Here is a 24,799-nt window from a genome sequence, read left to right on the forward strand (position 1 = left end):
AGGGTCGGTACACACAATGGAAAAGGAATGGCATGGCTCCCGCAATGGCATCCTCAAGCGGGACAGCCTTCGCACTTCTCATGGAGGCCTGGTGGCAGTAACCCATGACGTCCCTCCCCAGCTCGACGAGCTGGTCTCCACCGCGCACCGGATTCGGCAGGCGATCGAATCGGTGATCGAGGGAAAGAGCGACGCCGTACGTCTGACGCTCACCGTGCTGCTCGCCGAGGGCCACCTCCTTATCGAGGACGTGCCAGGAGTCGGCAAGACGATGCTGGCCAAGGCGTTGGCGCGATCCATCGACTGTCCGGTGCGCCGCGTGCAGTTCACCCCCGACCTTCTGCCGAGCGACATCACCGGGGTGAGCGCCTACAACCAGCAGACGCGCGAGTTCGAGTTCAAGCCCGGACCCGTCTTCGCGAACATCGTGGTCGGTGACGAGATCAACCGGGCCTCGCCGAAGACCCAGTCGGCGTTGCTCGAATGCATGGAGGAGCACCAGGTCACCGTCGACGGTGTGACCTACCAGTTGGACGCCCCGTTCATGGTGATCGCCACCCAGAACCCCATCGAGATGGAGGGCACCTACCCCCTTCCCGAGGCGCAGCGCGACCGCTTCACCGCGCGCGTGGCGATGGGCTACCCCGAGCCCGCCGCCGAGCTGGAGATGCTCGACGTGCACGGCGGCACCCCGCCGCTGGACAAGCTGGAGCCCGTCGCCACCCAGGCGGAGGTGAAGGCGCTGATCGAGGCCGTGCGCGGGGTGTACGTGTCCCAGCCGGTCAAGAAGTACGCCATCGACCTGGTCGCCGCCACCCGCCACTCCCCCGACCTGCGCCTGGGCGCCTCGCCGCGGTCCACGCTGCAGCTGGTCAGGGCGGCCAGGGCGCACGCGGCGCTGGCCGGTCGCGACTACGTCCTCCCCGACGACCTGCAGGAGCTGGCCGTCCCCGTGCTCGCCCACCGCCTGCTGCCCAGCGTCGAGGCCCAGGGCCAGCGCCGCCTGCCGGAGCAGGTCGTGACCGAGCTGGTCAGGCGCGTGCCCGTGCCGGAGACCCGGTCGTCATGAGGTCGGGGCTGCGGGCGCTGACCTCCCGCGGCAGGTCCTTCCTGGCCTCGGGGCTGGCCGCGCTGCTCATGGCGGTGCTGCTCGGCGAGAACGACCTGTTCAGAATCGGCGTGCTCGTGGCCGCCCTGCCGCTGATCGCCGCCCTGGTGGTCGCGCGCACGCGCTACCGGCTGGCCTGCGCCAGGCGGCTCGACCCGCCCAGGGCCGAGGCGGGCGGTGAGGCGACCGTGACGCTGCGCCTGGAGAACGTCACCCGGCTGCCGACCGGGCTGCTGCTCATCGAGGACACCGTTCCTTACGCGCTCGGCGTGCGTCCCAGGTTCGTGCTGGACCGGGTGGAGCCGAAGGGCGTCCGGGAGATCGACTACCGGGTGCGCTCGGACCTGCGCGGCCGGTTCGTCATCGGCCCGCTGTCGGTGCGCATCGCCGACCCGTTCGGGCTGGTGGAGCTGACCCGCTCGTTCACCATCAGCGACACGCTCGTGGTGACGCCCCAGGTGGTGGCGCTGCCGCACGTGCGGCTGTCCGGCGAGTGGACGGGGGGCGGCGACAGCCGTACCAGAAGCGTGGCGGCGGCGGGCGACGACGACGTGGCGCCGCGCGAGTACCGGCAGGGCGACGACCTGCGCCGGGTGCACTGGCGCTCCACGGCCCGCCACGGCGAGCTGATGGTGCGCCGCGAGGAGCAGCAGTGGCAGAGCCGCGGCGCGCTCCTGCTCGACACCCGACGCTACGCCCATCGCGGCGAGGGGCCGCGCTCCTCCTTCGAGGTGGCCGTCTCCGCCGCCGCCTCGATCGGCGTGCATCTCGCCCATGAGGGCCTCGGCCTGCGCCTGGTCACCGACCAGGGCGCCGAGCACCTCACCGACAACGCGACCAGCTACTCGCTGCTCGACACGCTCGCCGTGGTCAAGACCAGCCCCGCCCGCTCGCTGGAGATGGGCATCACCGCCCTGCGCCAGGGCGGCGGCGACGGGCTGATCGTGGCGGTGCTCGGCTCGATGAGCCCGGAGGACGCCAGGGAACTGGCCAAGCTCAGGCACGGCGGCGTCACGGGAGTGGCCGTCCTGCTCGACGTGGACTCCTGGGACGTGCGCGAGTACGGCTCTGCCGACAACTACCAGGCCGTCCAGGCGGTCCTTGCCGGGTACGGCTGGCGCATCGTCAAGCTGCCCGCGGGCACCTCGATCGCCTCGGTCTGGCAGGACGCGGCCAGCAAGGGCCGGTTCACGGTCGGAGGCGCCGCATGAGGCTCTCCGTCGCGGCAGGCGTCGCCACGATGTCGGTGACGATCATGCTCTACCCGCTGTTCGAGGGCGGGGCCTGGCTGTGGGCGTCGCTGGGCGTGGTGCTCGCGGTGTTCGCCGCCAGCTGGCTGAGCGGACGGCTGTCGCTGCCCATGTGGGCGGCGCCGGTGGCCGGTGTGGCCGCCGTCCTCCTGCTGCTGAACGCGACCTTCGCCGGGCACAAGGCGTGGGCGGTCGTGGTCCCGACCAAGGACTCGGTCGTCTACCTGGCCAAGCTGCTGGCCACCGGCTGGGCGGACATCCAGCGCTTCGCCGCGCCGGTGCCGGCCAACCGGGGCATCACGCTGCTCACGGCGGCTGGCGTGGGACTCATCGCGATCCTCATCGACCTGTTCGCGGCGCGCATGCGCAGGGCCGCGCTGGCCGGGCTGCCGATGCTGGCGCTGGCCACCGTACCCGCCACGATCATGGCGGATCCGATCAGCTGGCCCGCGTTCATCCTGGCGGCGCTCGGCTTCACCAACCTGCTCATCGCCGACGGCAGGGAACGGGTCGGGCACTGGGGCAGGGCCGTCCTCGTCCGCAGGACCAGAGCGGCCACCACGCAGACCATCCGCGACAACGCGGACACCAGGGGGCTGCGCCTGTCGGGCAAGCGCATCGGCTTCGCCGCGATCGGCATGGCCGTCCTGCTGCCCGCGCTGCTGCCGCCGATGGAGCCCGTGTCGTTCTTCACCTTCGGCGTGGGCGGCAACGGCAAGGGGGGCAAGGGCAACTCGATCAGCATCCCCAACCCGATCGCCAACCTGAAGGGGCAGCTGGACCTGCCGGAGAAGCGGACCGTCCTGACCTACACCGCCAGCGACGACAAACCGCGATACCTGCGCATCTACTCCCTCGACCTGTTCGACGGCGAGAAGTTCGACATGACGCCGCCGACGGGCAGCCCGGAGAACAAGGTGGAGAACGGGCCGCTGCCCTGGCCCGCCGGGCTCTCCAGGACGGTCGGGGTCACCAACTCCACCACCACCATCAAGATCAGCGATGAGATCGCGCGGCTGAACTTCCTGCCTCTGCCGTACGCTCCCAGGCAGGTCGAGGCGGACGGCGACTGGCGGGCCGACGTCGGCACGCTGATGATCTTCTCCACCAAGGAGGAGGCTGCCGGGCTGGAGTACAAGGTCGCCACGACCGAGCCGAACGCGACGCCCGCGCTGCTGGAGAACCTGCCCTCCCAGGGCAGGCCGACCATCGACCCGCGCTACACCAAGCTGCCTCCCGGCATCCCGGACGAGATCAAGCAGCTGGCCTTCGACCAGACCTCGGGCGCCAAGACGCAGTACGAGGCCGCGGTGAAGCTGCAGGAGTTCTTCACCAGGAAGGGCCAGTTCAAGTACTCGCTGCAGACCAGGGGCCACGGCACCTCGGCGCTGAAGGACTTCCTGCTGAGCAGCAGGGTCGGCTACTGCGAGCAGTTCTCCGCCGCCTTCGCCGTCCTGGCCAGGGTGGTGGGCATCCCGTCCAGGGTGAGCATCGGCTACACCGGCGGCAACCGGGTGGACAACAGGTGGGTGGTCGGCACCAACGACTCCCACGCCTGGCCCGAGCTCTACTTCGAGGGCGTGGGGTGGCTGGCGTTCGAACCCACCCCGGCCGGCAGCATCGGCCAGGGCAGCGCGCGGGTCCCCCCGTACTCGCTGCCGCAGCCGAAGGAGACCGGCAACGCGGCCGAGCCGACGCCGGGCGCCACCACCGACTCGGCGGGCAACCCGATCAACGGCCCGGACGGCCTGCGGCCCAACGCGCGCCAGCTCGAAGACCGGGAAGGGCGGCTGCTCGGCGTGGACCGCCTGCCGGTCGACGAGTCGATGCCGCTGATCGCCAAGATCGGGCTCGGCGCGGCAGGACTGCTGCTGCTCCTGCTCGTCCCCGCGGTCATCCGGCTGTTCACCAGGAGCAGGCGCGTGCGCGTGCTCGGGTGGAAGGTGGCTGGCGCGCCCGCGGGCGAGGTCCGCGCCACCCTGGGCGCGAGCCCGCCGGTGGCGGCAGCCTGGGCCGAGCTGGACGACGTGCTGTGCGACTACGGCATGGCGCGCCAGAGCAGCGAGACGCCGCGAGCCCTGTCGCGGCGGCTCACCGAGCAGTACGAGTTCGACGCCGAGTCCGCCGCGTCCATCGCGGCGATCGCCTCGGCCGTGGAGCGGACCCTGTTCGCCAGGGAGCCCGGCGAGATCGGCTCGTTGAAGAAGGACCTGCGGCGCGTACGGCGGGCACTGGCCTCGGCCGTCACCCGCAGCAGGCGGATCAGGGCGCTGCTGCTGCCCCCGTCGACCCTGCTGCGCATCAGGCACATGGGCGAGGGCCTGCTCGACGGGTTCGACCGCCTGGAGAACATCAGGTTCAGGTTCAGCAGGGCAGCACAGAAGAGCTCGTGACCGTGTGGGCCGCTTCCCCTCGTTCAGGGGAAGCGGCCACCAGGTCTGTCAGCGCTCGTCGTGGCGACGGCGCCAGCGCTCTTCCATGCGCTCCATGAATGTGCCCCGGCTCTTCTGGCGTGCCACCTTGCCCGGCACAGCAGCACCGGCGGCGGAGCCGGAGTCTCCGAATCCATTCATGCGTTTCCAGCTCGACAAGCCCCACAAACACGCGGCGAGCATGACCACGAAACCGCCGACACCCAGCGGGATCTGGTTGATCACAACGCCCACCATCAACAGGACGATGCCGAGAACAAAGCCGATGGAGGCCTTGATCAGACGTCGCTTGTAGTGGCTGCGCGGATCACTGATCCTTACGGTGTTGGCCCACTTCGGGTCCTCGGCGTAGAGGGCCTGCTCGATCTGGTCGAGCAAGCGCTGCTCGTGCTCAGAGAGCGGCACGGCGCCTCCCAAGGACGGCCCCAGGACGGGGAAGACGGCAACGGACGACACGGGGTGTCCGAACCTCGCGGTCGGTTATCCCCAGAATACGAGGCTGTAGACGTAGACGAAAGCAAACGCCCAACGTAGACCGAACCGGAGATGACGTCATAGATCCATTCTGAGTCATCTGGGGCCTTAAGCGCGACATCGGGCGTCATGCCTCCATTTCATCAAGTCGTCCCCGCACCAGTGAAGCCGGGACCACCGCATCGGGTCCGAATCTCCGAATCGCCTTGTCCATCGCCTGTTCAGCCTCCCTCCATCCGGTCTCCCGCTCCCCCAGCCCGAGCTGGCGGGTGGCCGACTCGGCCGGGCGCAGGTTCTCCGCGCGGACCCCGACCAGGCGCAGGCGCACCCGTTCGAGCCCGGCGGCCTCGAAAAGTTCGCAGGCTGTGGTGTAGATCTCCTGGGCGACGTCGGTCGGCTCGCGCAGGGTGCGCGAGCGGGTGATCGTGGAGAAGTCGGCGCGGCGCAGCTTCACGCTGACCGTCCTGCCCACGTAGCCGGCCTTGCGCATGCGGGCGGCGACCTTCTCCGACAGGCGCAGCAGTTCACGCCTGATGACCTGGGGATCGTCGATGTCGGCAGCGAAGGTCTCCTCGTTGCCGATGCTCTTGTCCGGGACGTGGGCGGTGACGGGGCGCTCGTCCCTGCCCCAGGCGAGGGCCGCCAGATGGGCCCCTCCGGCGCCCAGCTCGCGCTGGAGCGTGGCGGGCGGCACTCTGGCCAGATCGCCCACGGTCTTGATGCCCAGCCGTACTAGTGACTGTTCCGTACGCTCGCCGACGCCCCACAGGGCGGAGACGGGCAGCGGGTGGAGGAAATCGACCACCTGGCCCTCGGGGACCACCAGCATGCCGTCGGGTTTGCACTGCTTGGAGGCGAGCTTGGCGACGAATTTGCTGCTCGCGACGCCGACGGAGCAGGTGATGGCGAACCTTTCCCAGACCTGTGCCCTGATCATGGCCGCGATGGCCGCCGGGGGGCCGAGCCTGCGCCGGGCGCCGCCGACGTCGAGGAAGGCCTCGTCCGAGGCGATCGGCTCGACCAGCGGGGTGATCGCGTGGAAGATCTCCATGACGCCTTTGGAGATCTCGGAGTATTTGCCGTGGCTGGGCGGGATGATCACCGCTTGGGGGCACATCCTGCGGGCTCTGCTCATCGGCATCGCCGAATGCACGCCGTACGCTCTGGCCTCGTAGGTGGCGCTGAGGACGACGCCGCGGCCGGACGGGGAGCCGACGATCATCGGGCGGCCTCTGAGCTCCGGGCGTTCGATGAGCTCGACGCTGGCGAAGAAGGCGTCCATGTCGACGTGCAGGATCGGGCAGCCGCCGTCATCGGCCCCGCTCTGGCGGGCGGGGCCGAGACCCGTGATCTGCTTGCGAGACACGCTCTCGATTCTATCCGAACAGGCGTTCTACGACATGTTCCCTAGCCACGCTTTCCCCCAACCACATTTTCCATTCCCCAGGGCCGCCCAGCTGAGCGCCGTTGACAGCCGCCGGGCACCACCGCACACCTTCCCGCCGACGCGGCGGACGGGATGTCGCGGACCCACGCGCCAGCTCGCCCGATGGACCGGCCGTTCGGTGGCTTGAGCGCGGGGGCGCGGTTCATGTCAGTTCTTGTGGCCGAGGGCGTGGAGTTGGGTGGCGATGTCGCGCAGGACGGGGTGGTCGGCCGCCGCCTGCTCCAGCGCGATGAGCGCCGCCGCCGCCCCGGGCTCGCCGTCCACCAGGCGGCTGGGCACCAGGTCCGCGAAGATCCGCACCCCCAGCACGTCCCCCACGCCGAAACCGGTCGCCCCGAGGAGCTGAGCCAGCGTCTCAGCCGAGAACCGCCGCGGGGTGGGGTCGCGGTCGCCCCACCGTCCGTCGGGGTCCGTCAGCGCGGTCCTGGCCTCGTCGAACTGCCCGGCCAGCGCACGATGGATGGCCCCAGCCACCGGGTTGGCCGCCAGGACGCTCACCACGCCACCGGTGCGCAACACCCCGGACACGGCGACGAGCGCGCTGATCGGGTCTTCCACGTATTCCAGGACGCTGTGGCACAACACCAGATCGGCGCTGCCCCTGTCGAGCAGCTCGCCCAGATCGGCCGCGTCGCCCTGCAGCGCCCTGACCCCCACGCCGGACTCCTTGGCCCGGCGCTCCAGCGCGGCCAGCGAGTCGGGGCTGGGGTCGACGACGGTGACAGCGTGGCCGAGCTCGGCCAGCGGTACGGCGAAGCCGCCCGTGCCACCGCCGGCGTCGACGATGTCGAGCCTGTCGCGGCCGGTGGCGGCCGACCTCTCTGCCAGGACGGCCCGCAGCGCATCCCAGACGACGGCGGTGCGGACCGCCGTGGCCCTCGTGACGCCTTCAGCACGCAACGTCGGCCCCTCCTCTTGCTCACGGATCGCCCCAGCCTACGCCGTACCCCGCCCCCGTCTCACCTTCCCACCGATGTCCCCACCCACAACTCCCGGAGGTCCCACCAAGCGCGCTCACGACCCCTGTGCGAGGCCCCCCGGAAGTCCTTGCCCGGAAGACGGTCACGTTGCGGGCACGCTCTGTGACGGTCGCGAGAGAACGCCCGGCATACTGGATCACGTGAGTGGGGGACACGGGCATGGGCAAGGGAGCGCCACCGCGCGGTTTCGCGGCCGGATGGTGTTCGTCGTCTGCGTCACGTCCGTCGTCTTCGTGGGCCAGATCATCGGCGGCATCCTCGCCAACAGCCTCGCGCTGATCTCCGACGCCCTCCACTCGGCCACCGACGTCACCGGCGTCGCCATGGCGCTCATCGCCTCGCACTTCGCCGCCAAGCCCGCCTCCCAGACCCGCACCTTCGGCTACTACCGCCTGGAGATCCTCGCCGCGGTCGCCAACGCCGTCCTCCTCTTCGGCATCGCCATCTGGGTCTTCTCCCAGGCCTGGGAGCGTTTCTTCGACCCGCCAGAGGTGGCGTCGAGCACCGTCCTCGTGGTCGCCCTCATCGGTCTGGCGGTCAACGCCGTCTCCATGCTCATGCTGGCCAAGGGCCAGAAGGAGTCGCTCAACGTGCGAGGCGCCTACCTGGAGGTGATGGGCGACATGCTCGGCTCCGTAGCCGTCGTGGTCGCCGCCCTCGGGATCACGTTCACCGGCTGGGGCATCATCGACCCCATCGCCTCGGTGGTGGTCGCCGTGATGATCCTCCCCCGCGCCTGGAGCCTGCTGCGCGAGGCGATCGACGTCCTGCTGGAGGCGACGCCGAAGGGCATGGACCTGAGCGAGGTGCGCAGGCACATGCTGGAGCAGAAGGGCGTCGTCGACGTGCACGACCTGCACGCCTGGACGCTGACGAGCGGCCTGCCCGTGGTGTCCGTCCACGTGGTGGTGGAGGAGGTACGGCTGCGCGACTCCGGCCCGCTGCTCGACGCGCTGCAGGAGTGCCTGGTCGGCGACTTCGACGTGGAGCACTCCACGATCCAGCTCGAACCGGTCGGGCACAGCGCGCACGAGGGCGCCGGGCACGCGTGAGGGAATAGACCCGGCCGGATGCACGTTTTCGCAGGTAAGAAAGCGGCGGCTGTCGCTGCTCGCGGGACATTGTGAGCAGCCAACCCGTCGGCACTCAAAGAATCAGAAGGCGCCCGGTTCTCTGTGGTGGAGACCGGGCGCTTTCACGCCTGCAGCCTCTTGGGCGCCCGCAGCCGCCAGGCGTCCGTCAGCAGCTCCCCCAGCTCGTCCGCGCCGATCTCCTGAAGCCGCACCAGCACCGACGCGTAGCCGTCGTAGTGCGGCAGGGTGAAGAAGATCCCCGGCTCGGCCGCGACCAGCTCGTGCTTGTGCTCCTCGGACGCGACGGGCACCACGAGGACGTCGCCCTCCTCGCGCATCCGCGCGAACCACTTCGCCCGCACGTAGAAGGCGGGCGTGCCGTACATGAGCTTCTCCGAGGTCTCGGGCAGCGCGAGGGCGGCCCGCCGTACATCGTCGAGAGTGACCATGTGGCGGACCGCCCCCCTTGCTCAGAGCGACAGGCTCGGCTTGAGCTGCTTGAACCGGGCCAGCAGCCCGTTGATGAACTGCGGCGACTCGTCGGTCGACAGCTCGGCCGCCAGGTGCACCCACTCGCTGATGACCACGCCCTCGGGGACGTCGGGCATCCACAGCAGCTCGTAGGTGCCGCCGCGCAGCAGGTTACGGTCGACGGCCGGCATGCGCTCCAGCGTCCAGCCCTCGGCGTAGGTGGTAATCAGCTCGTCGATGCGGACGTGGTGCCTGGCCACGCCCTCGACGATCGCCGAGGTGTACTCGTTGACCGGCGGGTCCTGCCGCTCCACGCGCTCGGCGAGGATCTTCAGCGGGTCCTCTTCGCGCGCCTCTGACTCGAAGAGGATGTCGAGCGCGCGCCTGCGCGCCTTGCCACGGGCTGACACTCAGGCCCGGCCGAGGTATTCGCCGCTGCGGGTGTCGACCTTGACCTTTTCGCCGGTGGTGATGAACAGCGGCACCTTGATCTCGGCGCCGGTCTCGAGCGTGGCCGGCTTGGTGCCGCCGGTGGAGCGGTCGCCCTGCAGGCCGGGCTCGGTCTCGGAGATGAGCAGCTCGACGGCGGCGGGCAGGTCGACGTAGAGCGCGGCGCCCTCGTTGAACGCGATGGTGGCCATCGTGTTCTCGAGCATGTAGTTGGCGGCGTCGCCGACGGTCTTGGCGGAGACGTTGACCATGTCGTAGGTCTCGGTGTCCATGAAGACGAAGTCGTCGCCGTCCTTGTAGGAGTACTGCATCTCGCGCTTGTCGACGTTGGCCACGTCGACCTTCACGCCGGCGTTGAACGTCTTGTCGACGACCTTGCCGGAGAGCACGTTCTTGAGCTTGGTGCGCACGAACGCACCGCCCTTGCCCGGCTTGACGTGCTGGAACTCCACAACGCTCCAGAGCTCACCGCCGTCGAGCTTCAGCACGATGCCGTTCTTGAGGTCGTTGGTCGTCGCCACGCATTTCTCCCGGATGTGGCCGCTCTACAGGACGAGCAGCTCCTTGGTCGTCTTCGTGAGGAGTTCCGGTCCGTCCACGCGTGTCACGAGGGTGTCCTCGATGCGCACCCCGCCCCTGCCGGGCAGGTAGACCCCCGGCTCGACGGTGATCGGAACTCGATCCTCTAGTCTACCGGTCCTGGACGGGCCCAGGAACGGGTCCTCATGGATCTCGAGCCCGACGCCGTGGCCGAGGCCGTGCCTGAAGTCGTCTCCGTGGCCCGCCGCCTCGATGATGGAGCGCGCCGCGCGGTCCACGTCGCCGGTCACCGCGCCGGGCGTCAGGGCGTGCCTGCCCGCCTTCTGGGCGTCGGCGACGAGGTTGTAGAGGTCGCGCTGCCAGTCGGCCGGTTCGCCGAGGCTGACGGTGCGGGTCATGTCGGCGTGGTAGCCCTGGTAGAGGGCGCCGAAGTCGAGGGTGACCAGGTCGCCCCTGCGCAGCTGGCGCTCGCCGGGGGTGTGGTGCGGGACGGCGCCGTTCTCGCCCGAGGCGACGATGGACTCGAAGGCGGGCTTGTCGGCGCCGAGCTCGATCATGCGGGCTTCGAGGATGCGGGCGACGTCGCGTTCGGTGAGCCCTGGCCGAATATTTCCGGAAATATCACCAAAAGCTTGGTCGGAGATCGCGCAGGCCGTGCGGATCAGTTCGAGCTCGTGGTCGTCCTTGACCGTGCGCACCTTCTCCACCAGGGGCTCCATGGGCACCGGGCGGTCCAGGCGCTGGAAGACGGCGACGGTCATGTGCGCCGCCTCGATGCCCACGCCCGGGACGGCCAGCTCCTTGGCGACGTCGCGCGCCTCGACCACCTCGATGTCCAGGCCCCTGGCGCGCTCGATGTAGCGGGAGTCCGTCGCCAGCTTCGCCGTACCATCGGCTCGGACCAGGACGGCGGCGTTGGAGCTGTCCAGTCCGGTGAGGTAGCGCACGTTGACGGGCCAGGTGACGAGGACGGCCTCGACACCGTCCAGGAGGGCGGCCAGCGCGGCTCTGCGCCGGGCGTGATTGACGGTCATTTCGTCAATGTACGCGTCTTGACCTCGGGGAGCTCGGGCGGGTAGAAGTTAGGAAGTTTTCCTAACTTTCATGAGGGGTCCCCGTGTTGAGGGTCGCTGCCGTCGCCGTCGCGTTGTCCGTACTGACCTTGGGGAGTCCAGCCGTGGCCGCTTCCGGCTTCATCCGCGTCGACCAGGTGGGCTTCACCCCGGCCGAGGCCAAGCACGCCTACCTGATGACCGCGGGCGCGCCCGCCGACTTCACCGTGGTCGACCACCGCGGGCGCGCGGTGCTCAAGGGTACGGCGGGCCGCGACCTGGGCGCCTGGAACGCCGCCTACGGCCACGTGTACGACCTGGACCTGACCAAGCTGCGCACGCCGGGCAGCTACCGGATCAAGGCGGGCGGCCTCACCTCGCCCGAGTTCAAGGTCGCGCCCGCGCTGCTGTTCGCGCTGCCCGCGGGGAAGGTCACGACGTTCTTCGGCGCCCAGCGGGACGGCGCGGCCGCCACGCGCGCGCCGAGCCACCTGAACGACAGGCGGGCGTTCGTCTACGACTGGCCGGTCTTCGCCGGCAAGGACACCGACCAGATCAAGGGCGAGCTGACGAGGATCGGCGGCCCGGTCGACGTGGAGGGCGGCTTCTTCGACGCGGGCGACTACCTCAAGTTCACCCACATCCTGGCCTACGTCGACACGCTGCTCTGGGCGGCGCGGCGGGACGCGGGGCCGATCGTGGATCCGCGTCTGCGCAGCGAGGCGGCGCACGGGCTGAAATACCTGGAGAAGATGTGGGACGGGGACACCAGGACCCTCTACATCCAGGTCGGGATCGGCGCGGGGAACAAGGAGGAGACGTTCTTCGGCGACCACGACGTGTGGCGGCTGCCCGAGGCCGACGACTCCGACAAGGCCAAGGGGCACCAGTTCATCCGCAACCGCCCGGTCTTCAGGGCGGCTGCCCCGGGTGAGCCGATCAGTCCCAACCTGGCGGGCCGTACGGCTGCGGCCTTCGCGGTGGCCGCGCAGGTGGAGCCGTCGCGGGCGCGGGCGCAGGAGCTGCTGGACAAGGCGGCGGCGATCTACGCGCTGGCCAAGACCGAGAACGTCGGGCAGCTGGTCACGTCGCTGCCGCACGCGTTCTACCCGGAGGACGTGTGGCGGGACGACATGGAGCTGGGCGGGGCGCAGCTCGCTCTGGCGGCGCTCAAGCTGGGCGACAACCGGGCGTCCGAGTGGTTGCGTCAGGGGGCCTACTGGGCTGGTGAGTACCTGGCCAACGAGGCCGGGGACACGCTCAACCTGTACGACGTGAGCGCGCTGGCGCACGCGGACCTGGTCAAGGCGATGCGGATCTCGGGGGACGCCGGGCTGGCGGTGTCCGAGAAGGACCTGATCGGCGACCTCAAGGCGCAGCTGGAGATCGGCGCCAAGCGCGCGGCCCGGGACCCGTTCCGCGCCGGGGCCCTGTACGCGGAGTTCGACTCGGTGCCCAGGACCTTCGGACTGGCGGCCACGTCGCGCCTGTACCGCTCCGTGACAGGTGACCGCACCTACGACGCTTTCGGTACGGCACAGCGCAACTGGGCGTTCGGCGCCAACGCGTGGGGCGTGTCGTTCGTGGCCGGGGTGGGATCCGGGGCGATCACCTGCCCGCACTACCAGATCTCCAACCTGACCGGCCGCCCGGCGACCGGCGCCGTGGTGAACGGCCCCAACGCGGCATCCCTGTTCGACGAAGGCCTTGGAGATCATTTCGACGAGATGGCCAAGTGCCCGGCGGACGGCGTGGACCGCTTCGAACAGTTCACCGGCCACGGGAGCCGCTTCGTGGACGACGTCCGCTCGTGGCAGGCCTCGGAACCAGCCGACGACTTCGCCGCCATCGCCCTCTACGCCCTCACCCTGATGGCCAAGGACTAACCCACTCGCGCCGCACCTCCGCCCAGCCTCCGCCGCCCTCCCCTGCCTCTGAAAGGACCTCAGCCCGTGAGGGCCGCAGCCTTACGAGGGGCAGAGGGCGTACGGGGGCTGGGAAGGTCTTTGGTGGTTGAGGTCCTCAAGGGGTTCGCGCCTAGCGGGCATACGCGCCCGGCTTGCCGTCCAGGAAGTCGATCAACGGCCCCTCCCCGTTCATCCTGTTCTTGCTCCTGGCCTTCTCCAAGTCCCGCATCACCTTGGAGATCTCCCGCCGAGCCCCCCGCTCGTCACCGTCCTGCAGGCTACGACCCGCCTCCCTGATCCGCTCGTGCGCCTTCGCCGCCACCTCAGGATCGATCCCGCCCAGCTTCTCCTGCGACAGCACCGATGAGTCGAACACCTCCAGCCAATGCCTCCACCCACCAGGCGGCTCGTTGCCGAGGTCCACCCGCTCGGTCGGCGTCGGCGTCTGCACATCCGGCTGCGTCGGCGTCGGACTAGGGGTAGGCGTAGGTGACGCCACCGGCGCGGAGGTCTCCGGCGTCAGCGTGGCGGGCGGCGGGGTCGCCGTCTTGTCCCCCCGGTTCGACAACATGATCAACACCACCGTCACCACCACGATCACCGCCACCGCGGCCACCGCCTGGATCACCACCCGCCGCGACGACCCGGCGGGCCGCGCCTCCTCCACCAGCCCGTCGAACACCGCGGTGTCCCCCACCCGTGGCTGCTCGGGCGAAACCGCCGCGGGCTGCGTGTGCATGGCCGCGGGCACGGAAGGCTGAGGCCGGGTGTCCGGCGGGCTGGTGACCGCCGCCAGCGCCTGCCGTACATGCATGGCCGACGCGGGCCGCGCGGCCGGATCCTTGGCCAGCATCGACAGCACGAGCCGTTCGAGCTCGTCGGGAATGTCGCTGTTGTGCTGGCTCGGCCAGGTCGGCGGCCGGTGGAGGTGCTTGTCGGCGAGGTCCGGCTCCTCGAACGGCGGCCGGCCGCACAGCAGCTCGTAACAGACGCATCCCAGGGCATACAGGTCGGCCGCGGGACCGGCTTCCCCGCCGTCCAGCTGCTCGGGCGCGGTGTACGGCGTGGGCGCTGCCACCCCCGCCGACGGGCCGAACCCGACGATCTTGAGCGCGCCACCACCGGCGCGGCGCAGGTCCTGCGGCTTGAGATGCCCGTGCACGACCCCTGCGCGGTGCGCTGCGTCGAGACCGGCGGCGAGCTTGCCGACGAGCTCGCACGCGGCGGGCACCTCCATCGGGCCCCGCCCCGCGATCTCCTCCGCGAGCGTGGGGCCGTTGAGGAGCTCGGTCACCAGGTACGGCCGGCCGTCGTGCTCGCCGACGTCGAAGACGGTGACCACGCTCGGATGCACCACCCCCGCCACGGCCCGCGCCAGCACCCCGAACCGCTGCCTGACGTCGTCGTCCGCTTCGGCGGTGAGGATCTTCACCGCGATGGGCCAGTCGGCCTGCAGGTCGTGCCCGCGCCACACCTCGCTCACGGGCCCGCGCTCGATGAGCTCGTCGAGCCTGTACCGCTCGACGATCAAGGATGGCGTCTCATCCGACATTTCCCCGCCAAAGTGCCATTGGTCAATTTCGGACCCACCCTAAGCCCCCCAAACCACCCCCGCCCCGTTTTCCCCACCCACGAGGGAGGGCGGGGGGGTGACGGCCCGCCCCTGACGTGCGCTGCCCATCGCCCTCAGGAGAGCGCCCACCACCCAGGGCGCTCGACACACCGATGTGACGGCGAGAAGTCCTGCGGCCGAGTGCCATGAACCCACGACCGTCCGCCCACGACGGCGGGTGGCGATCCCACGGCTCCGCCGTACCCACGAAACCCCCACCGCAGCGAGCACCCATAGAGTAGGAGAATGGGGATGGTCGGGACGGTTGGGCTGGTTTTGCACCCGCAGCGGGACTCCAAGGAGGCGATCGACACCATCGTCGCCTGGGCCATGGCGCGCGGCGTGACCGTCCTCGGCCTGCCCGAGGAGGTCGGCCGCATCGACTGCACCGCCGTCCCCGTGGACCCGGAATCCCTCGTCAAACGCGCAGACCTCCTGGTCAGCCTCGGCGGTGACGGCACGATGCTGCGCACCATGCGCCTCATCGCCGGCCGCCCCACACCCGTCCTCGGGGTGAACCTGGGCAGGCTCGGCTTCCTGGCCGAGATCGACGTGTCGGAACTGCCGGACACGCTCTCGGCCATCGACAAACACCAGTACACCGTCGAGCCCCGCATGGCCGTCAAGACCAGGCTCGGCGACGACTCCGACGAGGTCATCGCGTTCAACGACATCGCGCTGGCCCGCATCCCCGGCGAGGGCATGGCCGCCGTACGGATCACCCCGGCCGGCCACCCGTTCGTCAGCTACGCCGCAGACGCGGTGATCGTGGCGACCTCAACCGGCTCGACCGCCTACGCCTTCTCCGCAGGCGGCCCCCTGGTCTCCCCCAGGGTCGAGGCCATCCTGGTGGTCCCCGCCGCCGCCCACTCGGCCTTCAACCGCGCCCTGGTGCTGCCGGCGGACGAGGAGGTGGTGCTGGAGGTCCTGCCCACCAGCGGCCGCCTCGCCGTGGAGGTCGACGGCGCCGTGCTCGGCCACCTGTGCCCCGGCGACCGGATCACGGTCTGCGCCGTCCCCTCGGCTGCCAAGGTGGTACGGCTGGGCACCACGTTCTACGAGCGCGCCCGACGCAAGCTCCGCGTCGACGGCAGCGCCCAGGTCGAGTAGGTCACCGCGCCAGCTCGTAGGCGTACACCACGGCCTGCACCCGGTCGCGCAGCCCCAGCTTGGTGAGGATGCGCGCCACGTACGTCCTGACCGTGGCGTGCCCGCGGGCCCGGGTGGTGGGGACCCGTCGCGGTTCTGGGTGGGGGTAGCCCTACCTTGAAGGGGGCTGGCAGCCCCATCGATCCACCCCACCCCGCTGCCTAGCGTGGACGGCATGCGAATGATGCTCTGGGCAGGAGCCGCCGCGATCACCCTCCTGGCGCTGACCGGCTGCGACCGGGCGAACAGCGCCACCGCCGAGACCGCCTCAGGCAGCAACTCCCACGACTTCGCCGGGCGCGAGCTGTCGGTCGACGCCGAGGGATCCGTCCGCGTGAAGCTCGAGGCGGGCGAGGAGGGCACGGTCAAGCTGGTCTGGAAGACCAGGTGGACGGGGTGGAAGCACCACCAGGAAGCCTGGGACGGCGACCGGATGGCCCTCTCCTTCGACTGCGCCGAGGACTGCGCTGCCGACTACACGATCGCCGTCCCGCCGGGCACGCTCGTCAAGGTGTCCGGCGCCGCAGGGCCGGTGCCCTGCCCCGAGGAGCTCAACTGCACCCAGGGGTAGTGCGCCGGGCCTGTTCCAGCATGCGGTGCATGAGGTCGTTGGTGGCCTGCGCCGTCTCGGCCTCCAGCGCGCGCAGCGCTTGGAGCGCCTGCTCGATGGTGGGTTGCGCATCGTCGTCGAGGAGGAGCGCGACCTGCTCGTCGACGGTCTCCGCCGCGGCGCGCACGCACTCCAGGGTGGAGAAGATGAACAACCTTTCCTGTCCGTCCATCACCTGACAGTACGTCCACCCGTCACCACAAGTCTCGCGAGTCGACAGGGATCGTGAAGGACGTGTCAAAGCTCGCGTTCTGGCCATCCGGAACATACGGGATTAGCGTCGTAACCCCGAAGAAAAGCCCTCACCCAATCCCGTGGGGGGAGGAACCGGTCCGGCCGCCTCGACCGGCCCGGTTCTCGGACAAAAGCGAAGGGCGGGGAGCAGTGGATGCTCCCCGCCCCTAGCTGCCTACTAGGCGAGGGCGGGTTCCGCGGCACCCCGAGGGGCGTCGGTGAGAGGGGCGGGCGGGGCGTTGAAGACCGCCTCGTCCAGCCGCCCCTCGGAGCGGGCCACCAGCACCGGGACGACGATCTGGCCGGTCACGTTGGTGGCGGTGCGGATCATGTCCAGGATCGGGTCGATGGCCAGGAGCAGGCCGACGCCCTCCAGGGGCAGGCCCAGGGTGCTGAGCGTCAGCGTGAGCATGACGATCGCGCCGGTCAGCCCCGCCGTGGCGGCGGAACCGACGACCGAGACGAACGCGATCAGCAGGTAGTCACCCACGCTCAGCGGGATGTTGTAGACCTGCGCCACGAAGATCGCCGCCAGCGCCGGGTAGACCGAGGCGCAGCCGTCCATCTTGGTGGTCGCGCCGAACGGCACGGCGAAGGCGGCGTAGTCGCGGTCGACGCCGTTGCGCTCGATGGTGACCTTCTGCGTCAGCGGCAGCGTGCCGACCGACGAGCGGGAGACGAACGCCAGCTCGATCGCCGGCCACGAGTTGCGGAAGAACTGGATCGGGTTCACCTTGCCGACGACCGCGAGCAGCGTCGGGTAGATCGCCAGCAGGACGATGAAGCAGCCGATGTAGACGCCGGCGCTGAGCTTGGCGAGCGGGGCCAGCAGGTCCCAGCCGTAGTTGGCCACGGACTTGCCGATGAGGCCCGCCGTACCGATGGGGGCCAGGCGGATGACCCACCACAGCGCCTTCTGCACCAGGTCGAGCACGGAACGGCTGAAGTTCAGGAACGGCTCGGCCTTGTCCCCCAGCGCGATGGCCGCCGCGCCGAGGACGACTCCCAGGAAGACGATCTGGAGGACGTTGAGCTCGGTGAACGCCGTCACGATGTTGGTCGGGATGATGCCGGTCAGGAAGTCGACCCAGGTGCCGGCGCCCTCGAGGTCGACGGCCTTGGCCGCGCCGGTGTCGAGGGTGACGCCCTGTCCCGGGTTGATGATCAGGCCGAGCGCGATGGCGAAGGCCACCGAGACCAGCGCGGTCGCCAAGAACCAGAACAGGGTCTTGGAGGCGAGCCTGGCGGCGCCGTTGACGTTGCGCAGGTTGGCGACGCTGACCACCACGGCGGTGAAGACCAGCGGCGGGACGGCCAGCTTCAGCAGCTGGACGAAGATCTTGCCGACCTCGGTCAGGGTGTCGGCCAGCCAGGCCAGATCCCAGACGCGGGCGGCGAATCCGAGGGCGATGCCTACGACGAGGCCAGCCAGAAGTTGCAGGGAAAAGGAAAATCTCTTCACGGGGAGGAAGCTCCGGAGGTGAGGTAAAGGGGGGCTACTGGCGATCGAGCGCTGGGAGCAGCGCGATCAGCGACAGAGCGTGGCGCCGGTGGAGCGGCACAGATCGATGTGGAGTCGCTCGACGAGCCACACGATCACTACGGAGAACCTCACGAGCCTCAACAACACACCCCAAGTCGGGCTAATTCCCGACTTGGAGTGTGGGTTACATCACAGTGGCTAGGAGGCCATCTCCTTGATCTGCTCGATCAGCCGCACGCGCTCGGCGTGGTCCTTGCCGAACGGGGTGACGTTGAGCGTGGTCACGCCCGACTCCTTCATGGCCTGCAGCCGGTCGCGCACGAAGCCCTCCGGCCCGATGAGCGACATCTTCTCCAGCAGCTCCTGCGGCACCAGCGCGGCCGCCTCGTCCTTCTTGCCGTCGAGGTAGAGCTCCTGGATCTGCTCGGCCTCCTTCTCGTAGCCGTAGCGCCTGGCCAGGTCGTTGTAGAAGTTCTTGCCCTTGGCGCCCATGCCGCCGATGTAGAGGGCCAGCATCGGACGGCCGAACTCCAGCAGCCCGGAGACGTCGTCGCCGATGGCCAGCGACGCCTGCGCGATCACGTCCAACGAACCGAGCGAAGGGTCACGGAGAGCCTTGCCCTCGGCCAGCGCGGATCCCCAGACATCGGCCGCCTTCTCGGGGACGTAGAAGATCGGCTCCCAGCCCTCGGCCAGCTCCGCGGTCAGCGCCACGTTCTTCGGCCCGATGGCGGCCACCACGATCGGGATGCGCGGCCGTACCGGGTGGTTGATGAGCTTGAGCGGCTTGCCCAGGCCGGTGCCCTGGCCGGCGGGCAGGGGCAGGGTGTAGTGCTTGCCCGCATATTCCAGGCGCTCGCGCTGCCAGACCTTGCGGCAGATCTCGATGACCTCGCGGGTCCGCCCGATGGGCGCGGTGTACGGCACGCCGTGGAAGCCCTCGATCACCTGCGGGCCCGAGGTGCCCAGGCCCAGCGTGAAACGCCCGTCGGAGACGAAGTCCATGCCAGCGGCGGTCATGGCGAGCAGCGTCGGCGTGCGCGAGTAGATCGGCAGGATGCCCGAGGCGATCTCCAGGCGCTCGGTGCGCGCGGCGATGTAACCCATCTGGCTGACGGCGTCGAAACTGTAGGCCTCGGCGACGAAGACGATGTCGAGCCCGGCCTTCTCGTAGTCGGCCAGCTCGGCGACCGTCTCCTTGAAGCCACCCGAATAGTTGAGTGCCATTCCGATGCGCATGCCGCTCCCTCAGCCAAACCGAATGTTGTTCTGGCAACAGACTAGCGTGTTCGCGCCGGGCCGGGCGACCGCCTAGCCTGGTTCGCGTGCTGAAACGGGTTGTGATCGTCGTGTCCGCCGTCGTCGCGCTGGGTCTTGCCGGTCACCGGCTGATCCCCGCACTGGGCGGGCTGACGCCCGTGATGGAGAGCGTGCTGCCCTGGGTGGGGCTGCTGGTGCCGGTGCTGCTGCTCGGCGCGCTGTTGGCACGTTCCCCGATCGCGGCCGTCGCGGCGACGGTGCCCGCCGTGGTGTGGGGGGTGATGTTCGGCTCGACGATGCTGGCCAGCCCGCCCGGCGGGCCGAGCGACCTGAAGGTGGCCACGGTCAACGTCGGCGTGACCAACGACGCGTCCGGCGAGGCGATGCGCGTCGTCGCGCAGGACCTCGACCTGCTCGCCGCCCAGGAGCTCACCCCCGGCGGCCCGGCGGCCAAGCAGCTCAACAAGATGTTCAAGTACCACTACCCGGTCAGTACGGTCGGCCTGTGGAGCCGCTACCCGATCAGCGACACCGAGCCGCTCGACGTCGGCCTGGGCTGGCCGAGGGCGCTGCGCGCGACCGTCGACACGCCCAAGGGCAAGGTGACCGTCTACGTGATGCACCTGGGCTCTGCGCGTCCCGGCCACACGGCCTCGCGGGACAAGAGCCTGGAGCACGCCAGCCGGCTGATCGAGGGCGACTCCAGCAAGCGCATCCTGCTGCTGGGCGACCTCAACACGGCCACCACCGACCGCGGGCTGTCCGGCCTGACGCCGCCCCTGCTCAACGCGCAGGTCGAGGCGGGCGACGGGTTCGGCTTCACGTGGCCGTCGACCTTCCCGATCACCAGGCCCGACCACATCCTCTACAAGGGCATGACCGCCACCAGCGCGAGCGTCGCCCCGGCCACCGGCAGCGACCACCGCGCCGCGCTGGCGTCACTTCGCCTGTAGATAGGCCAGATCCTCGGGGGTGTCGATGTCGCGGGGGTCGCCCGGGCACTCGACCTCGGTGACCACGTCCGCGTACGCCTTGAGGAACGGCCGGGCGCCGACGTCGCCCACGGCCATCTCGGCGACGGCGGCGAAGTGCTCGCGCCCGATCAGCACCGGGTTCCTGCGCCTGCCGCCGTAGGTGGCGACGGCCACCCGCGCCCCGCTCCCGATCAGGGTCTGGACCGCGAGCGGCGTCACGAACGGCTGGTCCACCAGCGCGATCACCACCGCGTCCGCCTCCTCCGGCACCGCGCCGAGCCCCACGCGCAGGGAGGAGCCCATCCCGGTGTGCCAGAGCGGGTTCTGTACGGCTATCGCCCCGCGTACCTGCACGGTCGCGGCGCCGAGCACGACCACCACCGGATGGCAGCCGCCCTCCTCCAGCAGCCGCACCCCGCGGTCGACGAGCCGCTCACCCTCGTACTCGACCAGCGCCTTCGGCGTGCCCAGCCGCGCGCCCTGCCCGGCGGCGAGCAGCAGACCGGCCACCCTCGAACCCTTCATGATCGCCTCCTGCCCCGTTTCACTCACCGTGAATCCGCCCGCCGGTGTCCGTGAGCGGACGTCCTGAGCCGCCCCAGCGGAGCTGGATGAGCTCCGCCGCGATGGACACCGCCGTCTCCTCAGGGGTGCGGGCGCCGAGGTCGAGGCCGACCGGCGAGCGCAGCCGCGACAGCTCCTCCTCGGTGAGCCCTGCCTCGCGCAGCCGTTCCAGCCGGTCCTCGTGGGTGCGGCGGGAGCCCATCGCGCCCACGTACCGCGCGGGGGCGCGCAGCGCCACCTCCAGCAGCGGCACGTCGAACTTCGGGTCGTGGGTCAGGACGCAGATGACCGTGCGCTCGTCGGTCGTGGTCGCGGCCAGGTAGTCGTGCGGCCACTTGACCACCACCTCGTCGGCCTGCGGGAACCGCTTGGCGGTCGCGAAGACGGGCCGGGCGTCGCAGACGGTCACGTGGTAGCCGAGGAACTTGCCGATGCGCGCCACGGCTGCGGCGAAGTCGATCGCGCCGAAGACCAGCATCCTGGGCGGCGGGGCGAAGGAGTGCACGAAGACGGAGAGGTCGTCCAGGCGCCGCTCGCCGTGCTCGCCGTAGTGCCTGACCTCGGTCAGCCCCTGGGCGAGCATGCCGCGCGCGTCGTCGTCGATCGCCTCGTCCAGCCGTTCCGTGCCGAGCGAGCCGGACGAACGGTCCGGCCAGACGACCCGGCGGGCGCCGATCCGCCCGGGGCCCGAGATGATCGTCGCCACCGCGACCGGTTCGTGGTTGCGCACGGACGCGGCGATCTCCCCCAGCTCGGGATAGGTCTCGATGGAGACCGGTTCGACGAGGATGTCGATGATGCCGCCGCAGGTGAGCCCGACGGCGAAGGCGTCGTCGTCGCTGACGCCGTAACGCTGCAGGACGGGCTGCTCGATCTCCGTGGCCAGCTCGAACACCGCCCCCTCGACGCAGCCGCCGGACACGCTGCCGACCACCTCGTCGCCGCGCACCGCCATGACCGCGCCGGGCGGCCTGGGCGCGCTGCTGAACGTGCTGACCACGGTCGCCAGGCCGAAGCGCAGCCCGGAGCGCCACCACAACATGATCTCAGGGAGCACCTCACGCATGGGCGAGCCTTTCGCCGAGTTCCTCGTAGGCGGCCAGGCTGTGTCCTGCCACCAGGTCGTCGATGTACGGCAGAGCGGCCCGCATCCCCCCGGTGAGCGGCTGGTACCCGTCGTGGCCCTTGTGCGGGTTGACCCAGATCACCCGGTGCGCCTGGCGGGCGAGCCTGGCCATCTGCTCGCCGAGGAGCGTGGGGTCGCCGCGTTCCCACCCGTCGGACGCGATCACCACGATCGCTCCCCGGGCATCATGGTTCTTCAGGAAGTCTCGGAGTTCCTCCCCCAGCCTGGTGCCGCCGCTCCAGTCCGGGATCGCCCTGGACGCCCCGGCCATCGCCGTGCCGGCGTCGCGGTGGCGCAGCTCGGCCGTCACGGCCGTCAGCCTGGTGCCCACGGAGAAGACCCTGGTGGCCCGCGGCTCGCTCCTGACCAGGGCGTGCGCGAAGCGCAGCAGCGTCTCCGCGTAGGGGGCCATCGAGCCGCTGACGTCGACGATCATCACCACCGCGCGCGGCCTGGTGGCGTGCCTGCGGTGCCGCAGCAGCGCGACGTCGCCCTTGCGCAGCGCCTCCCTGATCGTGCGCCGCTGGTCGAGCGGGCCGCGATGGGCCTTGACGAACCGCCGCGACCGGCGCTGCGCCCTCCTGCCCCGCAGCAACGCGAGCAACCGGTGCACCTCCTCGCGCTCGGCTGCGGTCAGGGCGGCGACGTCGCGGTTGCGCAGGATCTCGGTACGGCTGGCCGTGGCGGTCGTGGTGTCGTCGCCGCCCTCGCCCTGCTCCCCCTCGTCGAGCGCGGCCACGTGCCTGGTGACCGTCACGCTCGCCGTACGGCTCGCGCGTGCCCTCCTGCCGCTGAAGAACGCCTCGAAACACCGGTCGTACCTGGGCAGGTCGTCGGGCGTCGCGCACAGCGTCAGCCGTCCCGCCCAGTAGACCTCCGCCGGGTCGGCGACGTCGAGGTGGTCGAGCGCCTCCAGGAACCCCTGCGTCCTCAGGTGGTCGGCGGCGACGCCCGCGGCACGCAGCGTCCTGGCGAACGCGGTCATGGTCGCGGCGACGGTCATGGGCGCAGGAGCCCGTCCAGCAGGACCTTCTGCACGTCCTCGCGATATTTCAGCGCCGCGCCGAGCGTGGCGGCGGCGCGGTCGGGGTCGAGCTCCGACGCGCCGAGCGTGAGGAGCGCCTGCGTCCAGTCGAGCGTCTCGGCCACGCCAGGCGGCTTGACCAGGTCGGCCGCGCGCAGCCGTTCCGCCGCCCTGGCGACCTGGAGCGCCAGCGTCTCCGTGCAGCCGGGCAGGCGGCGCAGCAGGATCGCCACCTCGCGGTCGAAGCCGGGGTGTTCGAGCCAGTGGTAGAGGCAGCGACGCTTGAGCGCGTCGTGCACCTCGCGGGTGCGGTTGGAGGTGACCACCACGACCGGCGGCGTCTTCGCCCTGATCGTGCCGAGCTCGGGGATGGAGATGGTGAAGTCGGACAGCACCTCCAGCAGGAACGCCTCGAACTCGTCGTCGGCCCGGTCGACCTCGTCCACCAGCAGCACGCTGGGCTGGGTCTCGATCGCCCGCAGCAGCGGGCGGGCGATGAGGAAGCGCCGGTCGTAGATCTCGCCTTCGAGCCTGGCCACGTCGGTGACCCCGGCGGCCTCGGCGGCCTTGAGGTGGAGGAGCTGGCGGGCGAAGTCCCAGTCGTAGAGGGCCTGGGCGGCGTCGAGGCCCTCGTAGCACTGCAGGCGGATGAGGGGGGCCTTGAGCATCGCGGCCAGGGTCTTGGCGAGCTCGGTCTTCCCGACGCCCGCCTCGCCTTCGAGGAACAGCGGCCGGCCCATCCTGAGCGCCAGGAAGGCGGCCGTGGCCAGGCCTTCGTCGGCCAGGTAGGCATGCCGGTCCAGAAGCTCGATCAGTTTGGCGGGCGACTCGATGTCCATCACCCTGATTGTCCGCCTGAGCACGGTTTCAGGCTACGTCCCACACCGCCCTTTCATCAGGGCAGCAATTGCGCACTTCCGAAGACGGCGGCGTCGGTGTTCACGTCACCCTTGATCCTGGTCGCCGAGATGCGGATCTTGGAGCCTCCGGTGATCGGCGCGGACAGCTCGCGGACCTGCCCGTAGCCGACCTCGACAGGACCCGTGACCAGGGTGCCGTTGGAGTACACCCGGAAGACGACCACCGTGTCGGCGGGCGACTTGGCGTTCACCCCGATCTGGGCGGTCAGCTTGCTGAACGGGGTCTCCGGCGTGTAGTCGAGCCATGCCTCGGTCTTGGTGGCCGTCACCACGACGCTGTCATCGAAGGGGCGCTGCCCGATGTTCGCCCGGCCGGTCACCCAGGACGCCTCGTTCTGGGTGACCCAGTCGTTGTGCTGGCTCAGATAGACGGCTCCAGCCGCCGCCGAGGTCGGCGGCTCATGCGGCCCCGACGCGGTGACCGTGACGGTGGTCGTGACGAACGAGGTTGGGGCGGGTGATTCCGCCCGGTAGGCGCTGCCCAGTTGCGGGGGCGCCACGTTGACGATCGCCTGCGGCGCGGCGGAGGACGCCACGTAGATCGACCCCACCGTCAGGATGATCGTGGTCAGCACCGAGAACACGCCGGTGACCCAGACGTCCTTCGTCCGCTTGGTCTTCGCTTCTTCCACGCCCCGTTGGACGCCGCCTGAGGGGTG

At 70.2% G+C, this 24,799-nt stretch carries 25 protein-coding genes and 1 pseudogene; 8 read left to right on the top strand and 18 right to left on the bottom strand.

What is annotated here, in order from left to right; translation table 11 throughout:
* Positions 1-16 precede the first annotated feature (16 nt).
* The 3 genes from ACIBG8_RS16825 to ACIBG8_RS16835 are packed head-to-tail and all read left to right on the top strand — an operon-like array spanning position 17 to position 4,751.
* Positions 17-1,069 (top strand): AAA family ATPase, encoded by a 1,053-nt coding sequence (locus ACIBG8_RS16825; protein WP_397343628.1) that lies wholly within the window; start codon positions 17-19, stop codon positions 1,067-1,069.
* On the top strand, positions 1,066-2,319 hold the full coding sequence (locus ACIBG8_RS16830) for a DUF58 domain-containing protein (RefSeq protein WP_397343629.1): 1,254 nt from the start codon (positions 1,066-1,068) through the stop codon (positions 2,317-2,319). The genes ACIBG8_RS16825 and ACIBG8_RS16830 overlap by 4 nt, the downstream gene beginning before the upstream one ends.
* Positions 2,316-4,751 carry a transglutaminaseTgpA domain-containing protein gene (locus ACIBG8_RS16835; protein WP_397343630.1) on the top strand — a complete coding sequence of 812 codons (2,436 nt, stop codon included), beginning with the start codon at positions 2,316-2,318 and terminating at the stop codon, positions 4,749-4,751. Before ACIBG8_RS16830 ends, ACIBG8_RS16835 begins: the two co-directional genes overlap by 4 nt.
* Positions 4,752-4,799: 48 nt before the next feature.
* Here ACIBG8_RS16835 and ACIBG8_RS16840 read toward each other — a convergent pair whose 3' ends face one another.
* The 3 genes from ACIBG8_RS16840 to ACIBG8_RS16850 all read right to left on the bottom strand — a co-directional run bounded on the left by ACIBG8_RS16840 (position 4,800) and on the right by ACIBG8_RS16850 (position 7,611).
* Positions 4,800-5,195, bottom strand: coding sequence for a DUF3040 domain-containing protein (locus tag ACIBG8_RS16840; RefSeq protein ID WP_397343631.1), 396 nt, complete (start codon positions 5,193-5,195; stop codon positions 4,800-4,802).
* A gap of 196 nt (positions 5,196-5,391) precedes the next feature.
* Positions 5,392-6,630 (bottom strand): DNA polymerase IV, encoded by a 1,239-nt coding sequence (dinB, locus tag ACIBG8_RS16845; protein WP_397343632.1) that lies wholly within the window; start codon positions 6,628-6,630, stop codon positions 5,392-5,394.
* A 228-nt stretch (positions 6,631-6,858) separates the two neighbouring features.
* Complete coding sequence (locus ACIBG8_RS16850; protein ID WP_397343633.1) at positions 6,859-7,611, bottom strand: methyltransferase domain-containing protein; 753 nt, start codon at positions 7,609-7,611, stop codon at positions 6,859-6,861.
* Between the two features lie 220 nt (positions 7,612-7,831).
* On the opposite strand from ACIBG8_RS16850, the gene ACIBG8_RS16855 reads away from it, so the two are divergent.
* Complete coding sequence (locus ACIBG8_RS16855; protein WP_397343634.1) at positions 7,832-8,743, top strand: cation diffusion facilitator family transporter; 912 nt, start codon at positions 7,832-7,834, stop codon at positions 8,741-8,743.
* Positions 8,744-8,886: 143 nt separating this feature from the next.
* Here the strand turns inward: ACIBG8_RS16855 and ACIBG8_RS16860 are convergent, their stop codons facing one another.
* From ACIBG8_RS16860 to ACIBG8_RS16875, 4 genes are read right to left on the bottom strand one after another with little or no spacing between them, the layout of a single operon-like run.
* Complete coding sequence (locus ACIBG8_RS16860) at positions 8,887-9,213, bottom strand: MmcQ/YjbR family DNA-binding protein (protein ID WP_397343635.1); 327 nt, start codon at positions 9,211-9,213, stop codon at positions 8,887-8,889.
* 21 nt (positions 9,214-9,234) lie between these two features.
* The gene (nusB, locus tag ACIBG8_RS16865) at positions 9,235-9,645 is read right to left on the bottom strand and encodes a transcription antitermination factor NusB (RefSeq protein ID WP_397343636.1); all 411 of its coding nucleotides are present in this window, start codon (positions 9,643-9,645) and stop codon (positions 9,235-9,237) included.
* Positions 9,646-10,206, bottom strand: coding sequence for an elongation factor P (gene efp, locus ACIBG8_RS16870; protein ID WP_397343637.1), 561 nt, complete (start codon positions 10,204-10,206; stop codon positions 9,646-9,648).
* Between the two features lie 24 nt (positions 10,207-10,230).
* Positions 10,231-11,259 carry a M24 family metallopeptidase gene (locus ACIBG8_RS16875; protein ID WP_397343638.1) on the bottom strand — a complete coding sequence of 343 codons (1,029 nt, stop codon included), beginning with the start codon at positions 11,257-11,259 and terminating at the stop codon, positions 10,231-10,233.
* Positions 11,260-11,342: 83 nt separating this feature from the next.
* Here ACIBG8_RS16875 and ACIBG8_RS16880 point away from each other — a divergent pair, with 83 nt between their 5' ends.
* Complete coding sequence (locus ACIBG8_RS16880) at positions 11,343-13,163, top strand: glycoside hydrolase family 9 protein (protein ID WP_397343639.1); 1,821 nt, start codon at positions 11,343-11,345, stop codon at positions 13,161-13,163.
* Between the two features lie 151 nt (positions 13,164-13,314).
* Here the strand turns inward: ACIBG8_RS16880 and ACIBG8_RS16885 are convergent, their stop codons facing one another.
* Positions 13,315-14,715, bottom strand: coding sequence for a protein kinase (locus ACIBG8_RS16885; RefSeq protein WP_397343640.1), 1,401 nt, complete (start codon positions 14,713-14,715; stop codon positions 13,315-13,317).
* A 333-nt stretch (positions 14,716-15,048) separates the two neighbouring features.
* Here ACIBG8_RS16885 and ACIBG8_RS16890 point away from each other — a divergent pair, with 333 nt between their 5' ends.
* Complete coding sequence (locus ACIBG8_RS16890; protein ID WP_397343641.1) at positions 15,049-15,906, top strand: NAD(+)/NADH kinase; 858 nt, start codon at positions 15,049-15,051, stop codon at positions 15,904-15,906.
* A 1-nt stretch (position 15,907) separates the two neighbouring features.
* Here ACIBG8_RS16890 and ACIBG8_RS16895 read toward each other — a convergent pair.
* Positions 15,908-16,006: pseudogene (locus ACIBG8_RS16895) on the bottom strand (LuxR C-terminal-related transcriptional regulator); the annotation flags it as partial.
* Positions 16,007-16,120: 114 nt separating this feature from the next.
* Between ACIBG8_RS16895 and ACIBG8_RS16900 the strand changes: the two are divergent.
* The gene (locus tag ACIBG8_RS16900) at positions 16,121-16,516 is read left to right on the top strand and encodes a hypothetical protein (RefSeq protein ID WP_397343642.1); all 396 of its coding nucleotides are present in this window, start codon (positions 16,121-16,123) and stop codon (positions 16,514-16,516) included.
* Here ACIBG8_RS16900 and ACIBG8_RS16905 read toward each other — a convergent pair.
* The 4 genes from ACIBG8_RS16905 to ACIBG8_RS16920 form a co-directional block, all read right to left on the bottom strand.
* Positions 16,497-16,727: a hypothetical protein gene (locus ACIBG8_RS16905; RefSeq protein WP_397343643.1), complete on the bottom strand. Its 231-nt coding sequence runs from the start codon at positions 16,725-16,727 to the stop codon at positions 16,497-16,499. The genes ACIBG8_RS16900 and ACIBG8_RS16905 overlap by 20 nt on opposite strands.
* A 240-nt stretch (positions 16,728-16,967) precedes the next feature.
* On the bottom strand, positions 16,968-18,251 hold the full coding sequence (locus tag ACIBG8_RS16910; RefSeq protein WP_397343644.1) for a dicarboxylate/amino acid:cation symporter: 1,284 nt from the start codon (positions 18,249-18,251) through the stop codon (positions 16,968-16,970).
* Positions 18,252-18,317: 66 nt separating this feature from the next.
* Positions 18,318-18,419, bottom strand: coding sequence for a putative leader peptide (locus ACIBG8_RS16915; RefSeq protein WP_397343645.1), 102 nt, complete (start codon positions 18,417-18,419; stop codon positions 18,318-18,320).
* Positions 18,420-18,470: 51 nt separating this feature from the next.
* The gene (locus tag ACIBG8_RS16920) at positions 18,471-19,511 is read right to left on the bottom strand and encodes an LLM class F420-dependent oxidoreductase (RefSeq protein ID WP_397343646.1); all 1,041 of its coding nucleotides are present in this window, start codon (positions 19,509-19,511) and stop codon (positions 18,471-18,473) included.
* 86 nt (positions 19,512-19,597) lie between these two features.
* Here ACIBG8_RS16920 and ACIBG8_RS16925 point away from each other — a divergent pair, with 86 nt between their 5' ends.
* Entirely contained in the window at positions 19,598-20,485 is an 888-nt protein-coding gene (locus tag ACIBG8_RS16925; protein ID WP_397343647.1) for an endonuclease/exonuclease/phosphatase family protein, read from the top strand.
* Here the strand turns inward: ACIBG8_RS16925 and ACIBG8_RS16930 are convergent.
* Genes ACIBG8_RS16930 through ACIBG8_RS16950 form a run of 5 tightly spaced genes read right to left on the bottom strand, consistent with a single transcriptional unit; the run spans position 20,471 to position 24,772 of the window.
* Complete coding sequence (locus ACIBG8_RS16930; RefSeq protein ID WP_397343648.1) at positions 20,471-21,031, bottom strand: NTP transferase domain-containing protein; 561 nt, start codon at positions 21,029-21,031, stop codon at positions 20,471-20,473. The genes ACIBG8_RS16925 and ACIBG8_RS16930 overlap by 15 nt on opposite strands.
* 19 nt (positions 21,032-21,050) lie before the next feature.
* Positions 21,051-22,136, bottom strand: a complete 1,086-nt coding sequence (locus ACIBG8_RS16935; protein ID WP_397343649.1) for an XdhC family protein — start codon at positions 22,134-22,136, stop codon at positions 21,051-21,053.
* Positions 22,129-23,199, bottom strand: a complete 1,071-nt coding sequence (locus ACIBG8_RS16940; RefSeq protein ID WP_397343650.1) for a VWA domain-containing protein — start codon at positions 23,197-23,199, stop codon at positions 22,129-22,131. Before ACIBG8_RS16940 ends, ACIBG8_RS16935 begins: the two co-directional genes overlap by 8 nt.
* The gene (locus ACIBG8_RS16945) at positions 23,196-24,059 is read right to left on the bottom strand and encodes an AAA family ATPase (protein ID WP_397343947.1); all 864 of its coding nucleotides are present in this window, start codon (positions 24,057-24,059) and stop codon (positions 23,196-23,198) included. Before ACIBG8_RS16945 ends, ACIBG8_RS16940 begins: the two co-directional genes overlap by 4 nt.
* A gap of 56 nt (positions 24,060-24,115) precedes the next feature.
* Positions 24,116-24,772: an NPCBM/NEW2 domain-containing protein gene (locus tag ACIBG8_RS16950; RefSeq protein ID WP_397343651.1), complete on the bottom strand. Its 657-nt coding sequence runs from the start codon at positions 24,770-24,772 to the stop codon at positions 24,116-24,118.
* Between the last annotated feature and the right edge of the window lie 27 nt (positions 24,773-24,799).

Source organism: Nonomuraea sp. NPDC050556 (assembly GCF_044457355.1).
Taxonomy (GTDB): domain Bacteria; phylum Actinomycetota; class Actinomycetes; order Streptosporangiales; family Streptosporangiaceae; genus Nonomuraea.

Excerpts from the sequence above, each read along its gene's own strand:
- ACIBG8_RS16940 (WP_397343650.1), bottom strand. The coding sequence starts at position 23,199 with ATGACCGTCGCCGCGACCATGACCGCGTTCGCCAGGACGCTGCGTGCC.
- ACIBG8_RS16930 (WP_397343648.1), bottom strand. The coding sequence starts at position 21,031 with ATGAAGGGTTCGAGGGTGGCCGGTCTGCTGCTCGCCGCCGGGCAGGGC.
- ACIBG8_RS16875 (WP_397343638.1), bottom strand. The coding sequence starts at position 11,259 with ATGACCGTCAATCACGCCCGGCGCAGAGCCGCGCTGGCCGCCCTCCTG.
- ACIBG8_RS16900 (WP_397343642.1), top strand. The coding sequence starts at position 16,121 with ATGCGAATGATGCTCTGGGCAGGAGCCGCCGCGATCACCCTCCTGGCG.
- ACIBG8_RS16835 (WP_397343630.1), top strand. The coding sequence starts at position 2,316 with ATGAGGCTCTCCGTCGCGGCAGGCGTCGCCACGATGTCGGTGACGATC.
- ACIBG8_RS16890 (WP_397343641.1), top strand. The coding sequence starts at position 15,049 with ATGGTCGGGACGGTTGGGCTGGTTTTGCACCCGCAGCGGGACTCCAAG.
- ACIBG8_RS16920 (WP_397343646.1), bottom strand. The coding sequence starts at position 19,511 with ATGCGCATCGGAATGGCACTCAACTATTCGGGTGGCTTCAAGGAGACG.
- ACIBG8_RS16905 (WP_397343643.1), bottom strand. The coding sequence starts at position 16,727 with ATGGACGGACAGGAAAGGTTGTTCATCTTCTCCACCCTGGAGTGCGTG.
- ACIBG8_RS16860 (WP_397343635.1), bottom strand. The coding sequence starts at position 9,213 with ATGGTCACTCTCGACGATGTACGGCGGGCCGCCCTCGCGCTGCCCGAG.
- ACIBG8_RS16825 (WP_397343628.1), top strand. The coding sequence starts at position 17 with ATGGAAAAGGAATGGCATGGCTCCCGCAATGGCATCCTCAAGCGGGAC.
- ACIBG8_RS16945 (WP_397343947.1), bottom strand. The coding sequence starts at position 24,059 with ATGGACATCGAGTCGCCCGCCAAACTGATCGAGCTTCTGGACCGGCAT.
- ACIBG8_RS16830 (WP_397343629.1), top strand. The coding sequence starts at position 1,066 with ATGAGGTCGGGGCTGCGGGCGCTGACCTCCCGCGGCAGGTCCTTCCTG.
- ACIBG8_RS16935 (WP_397343649.1), bottom strand. The coding sequence starts at position 22,136 with ATGCGTGAGGTGCTCCCTGAGATCATGTTGTGGTGGCGCTCCGGGCTG.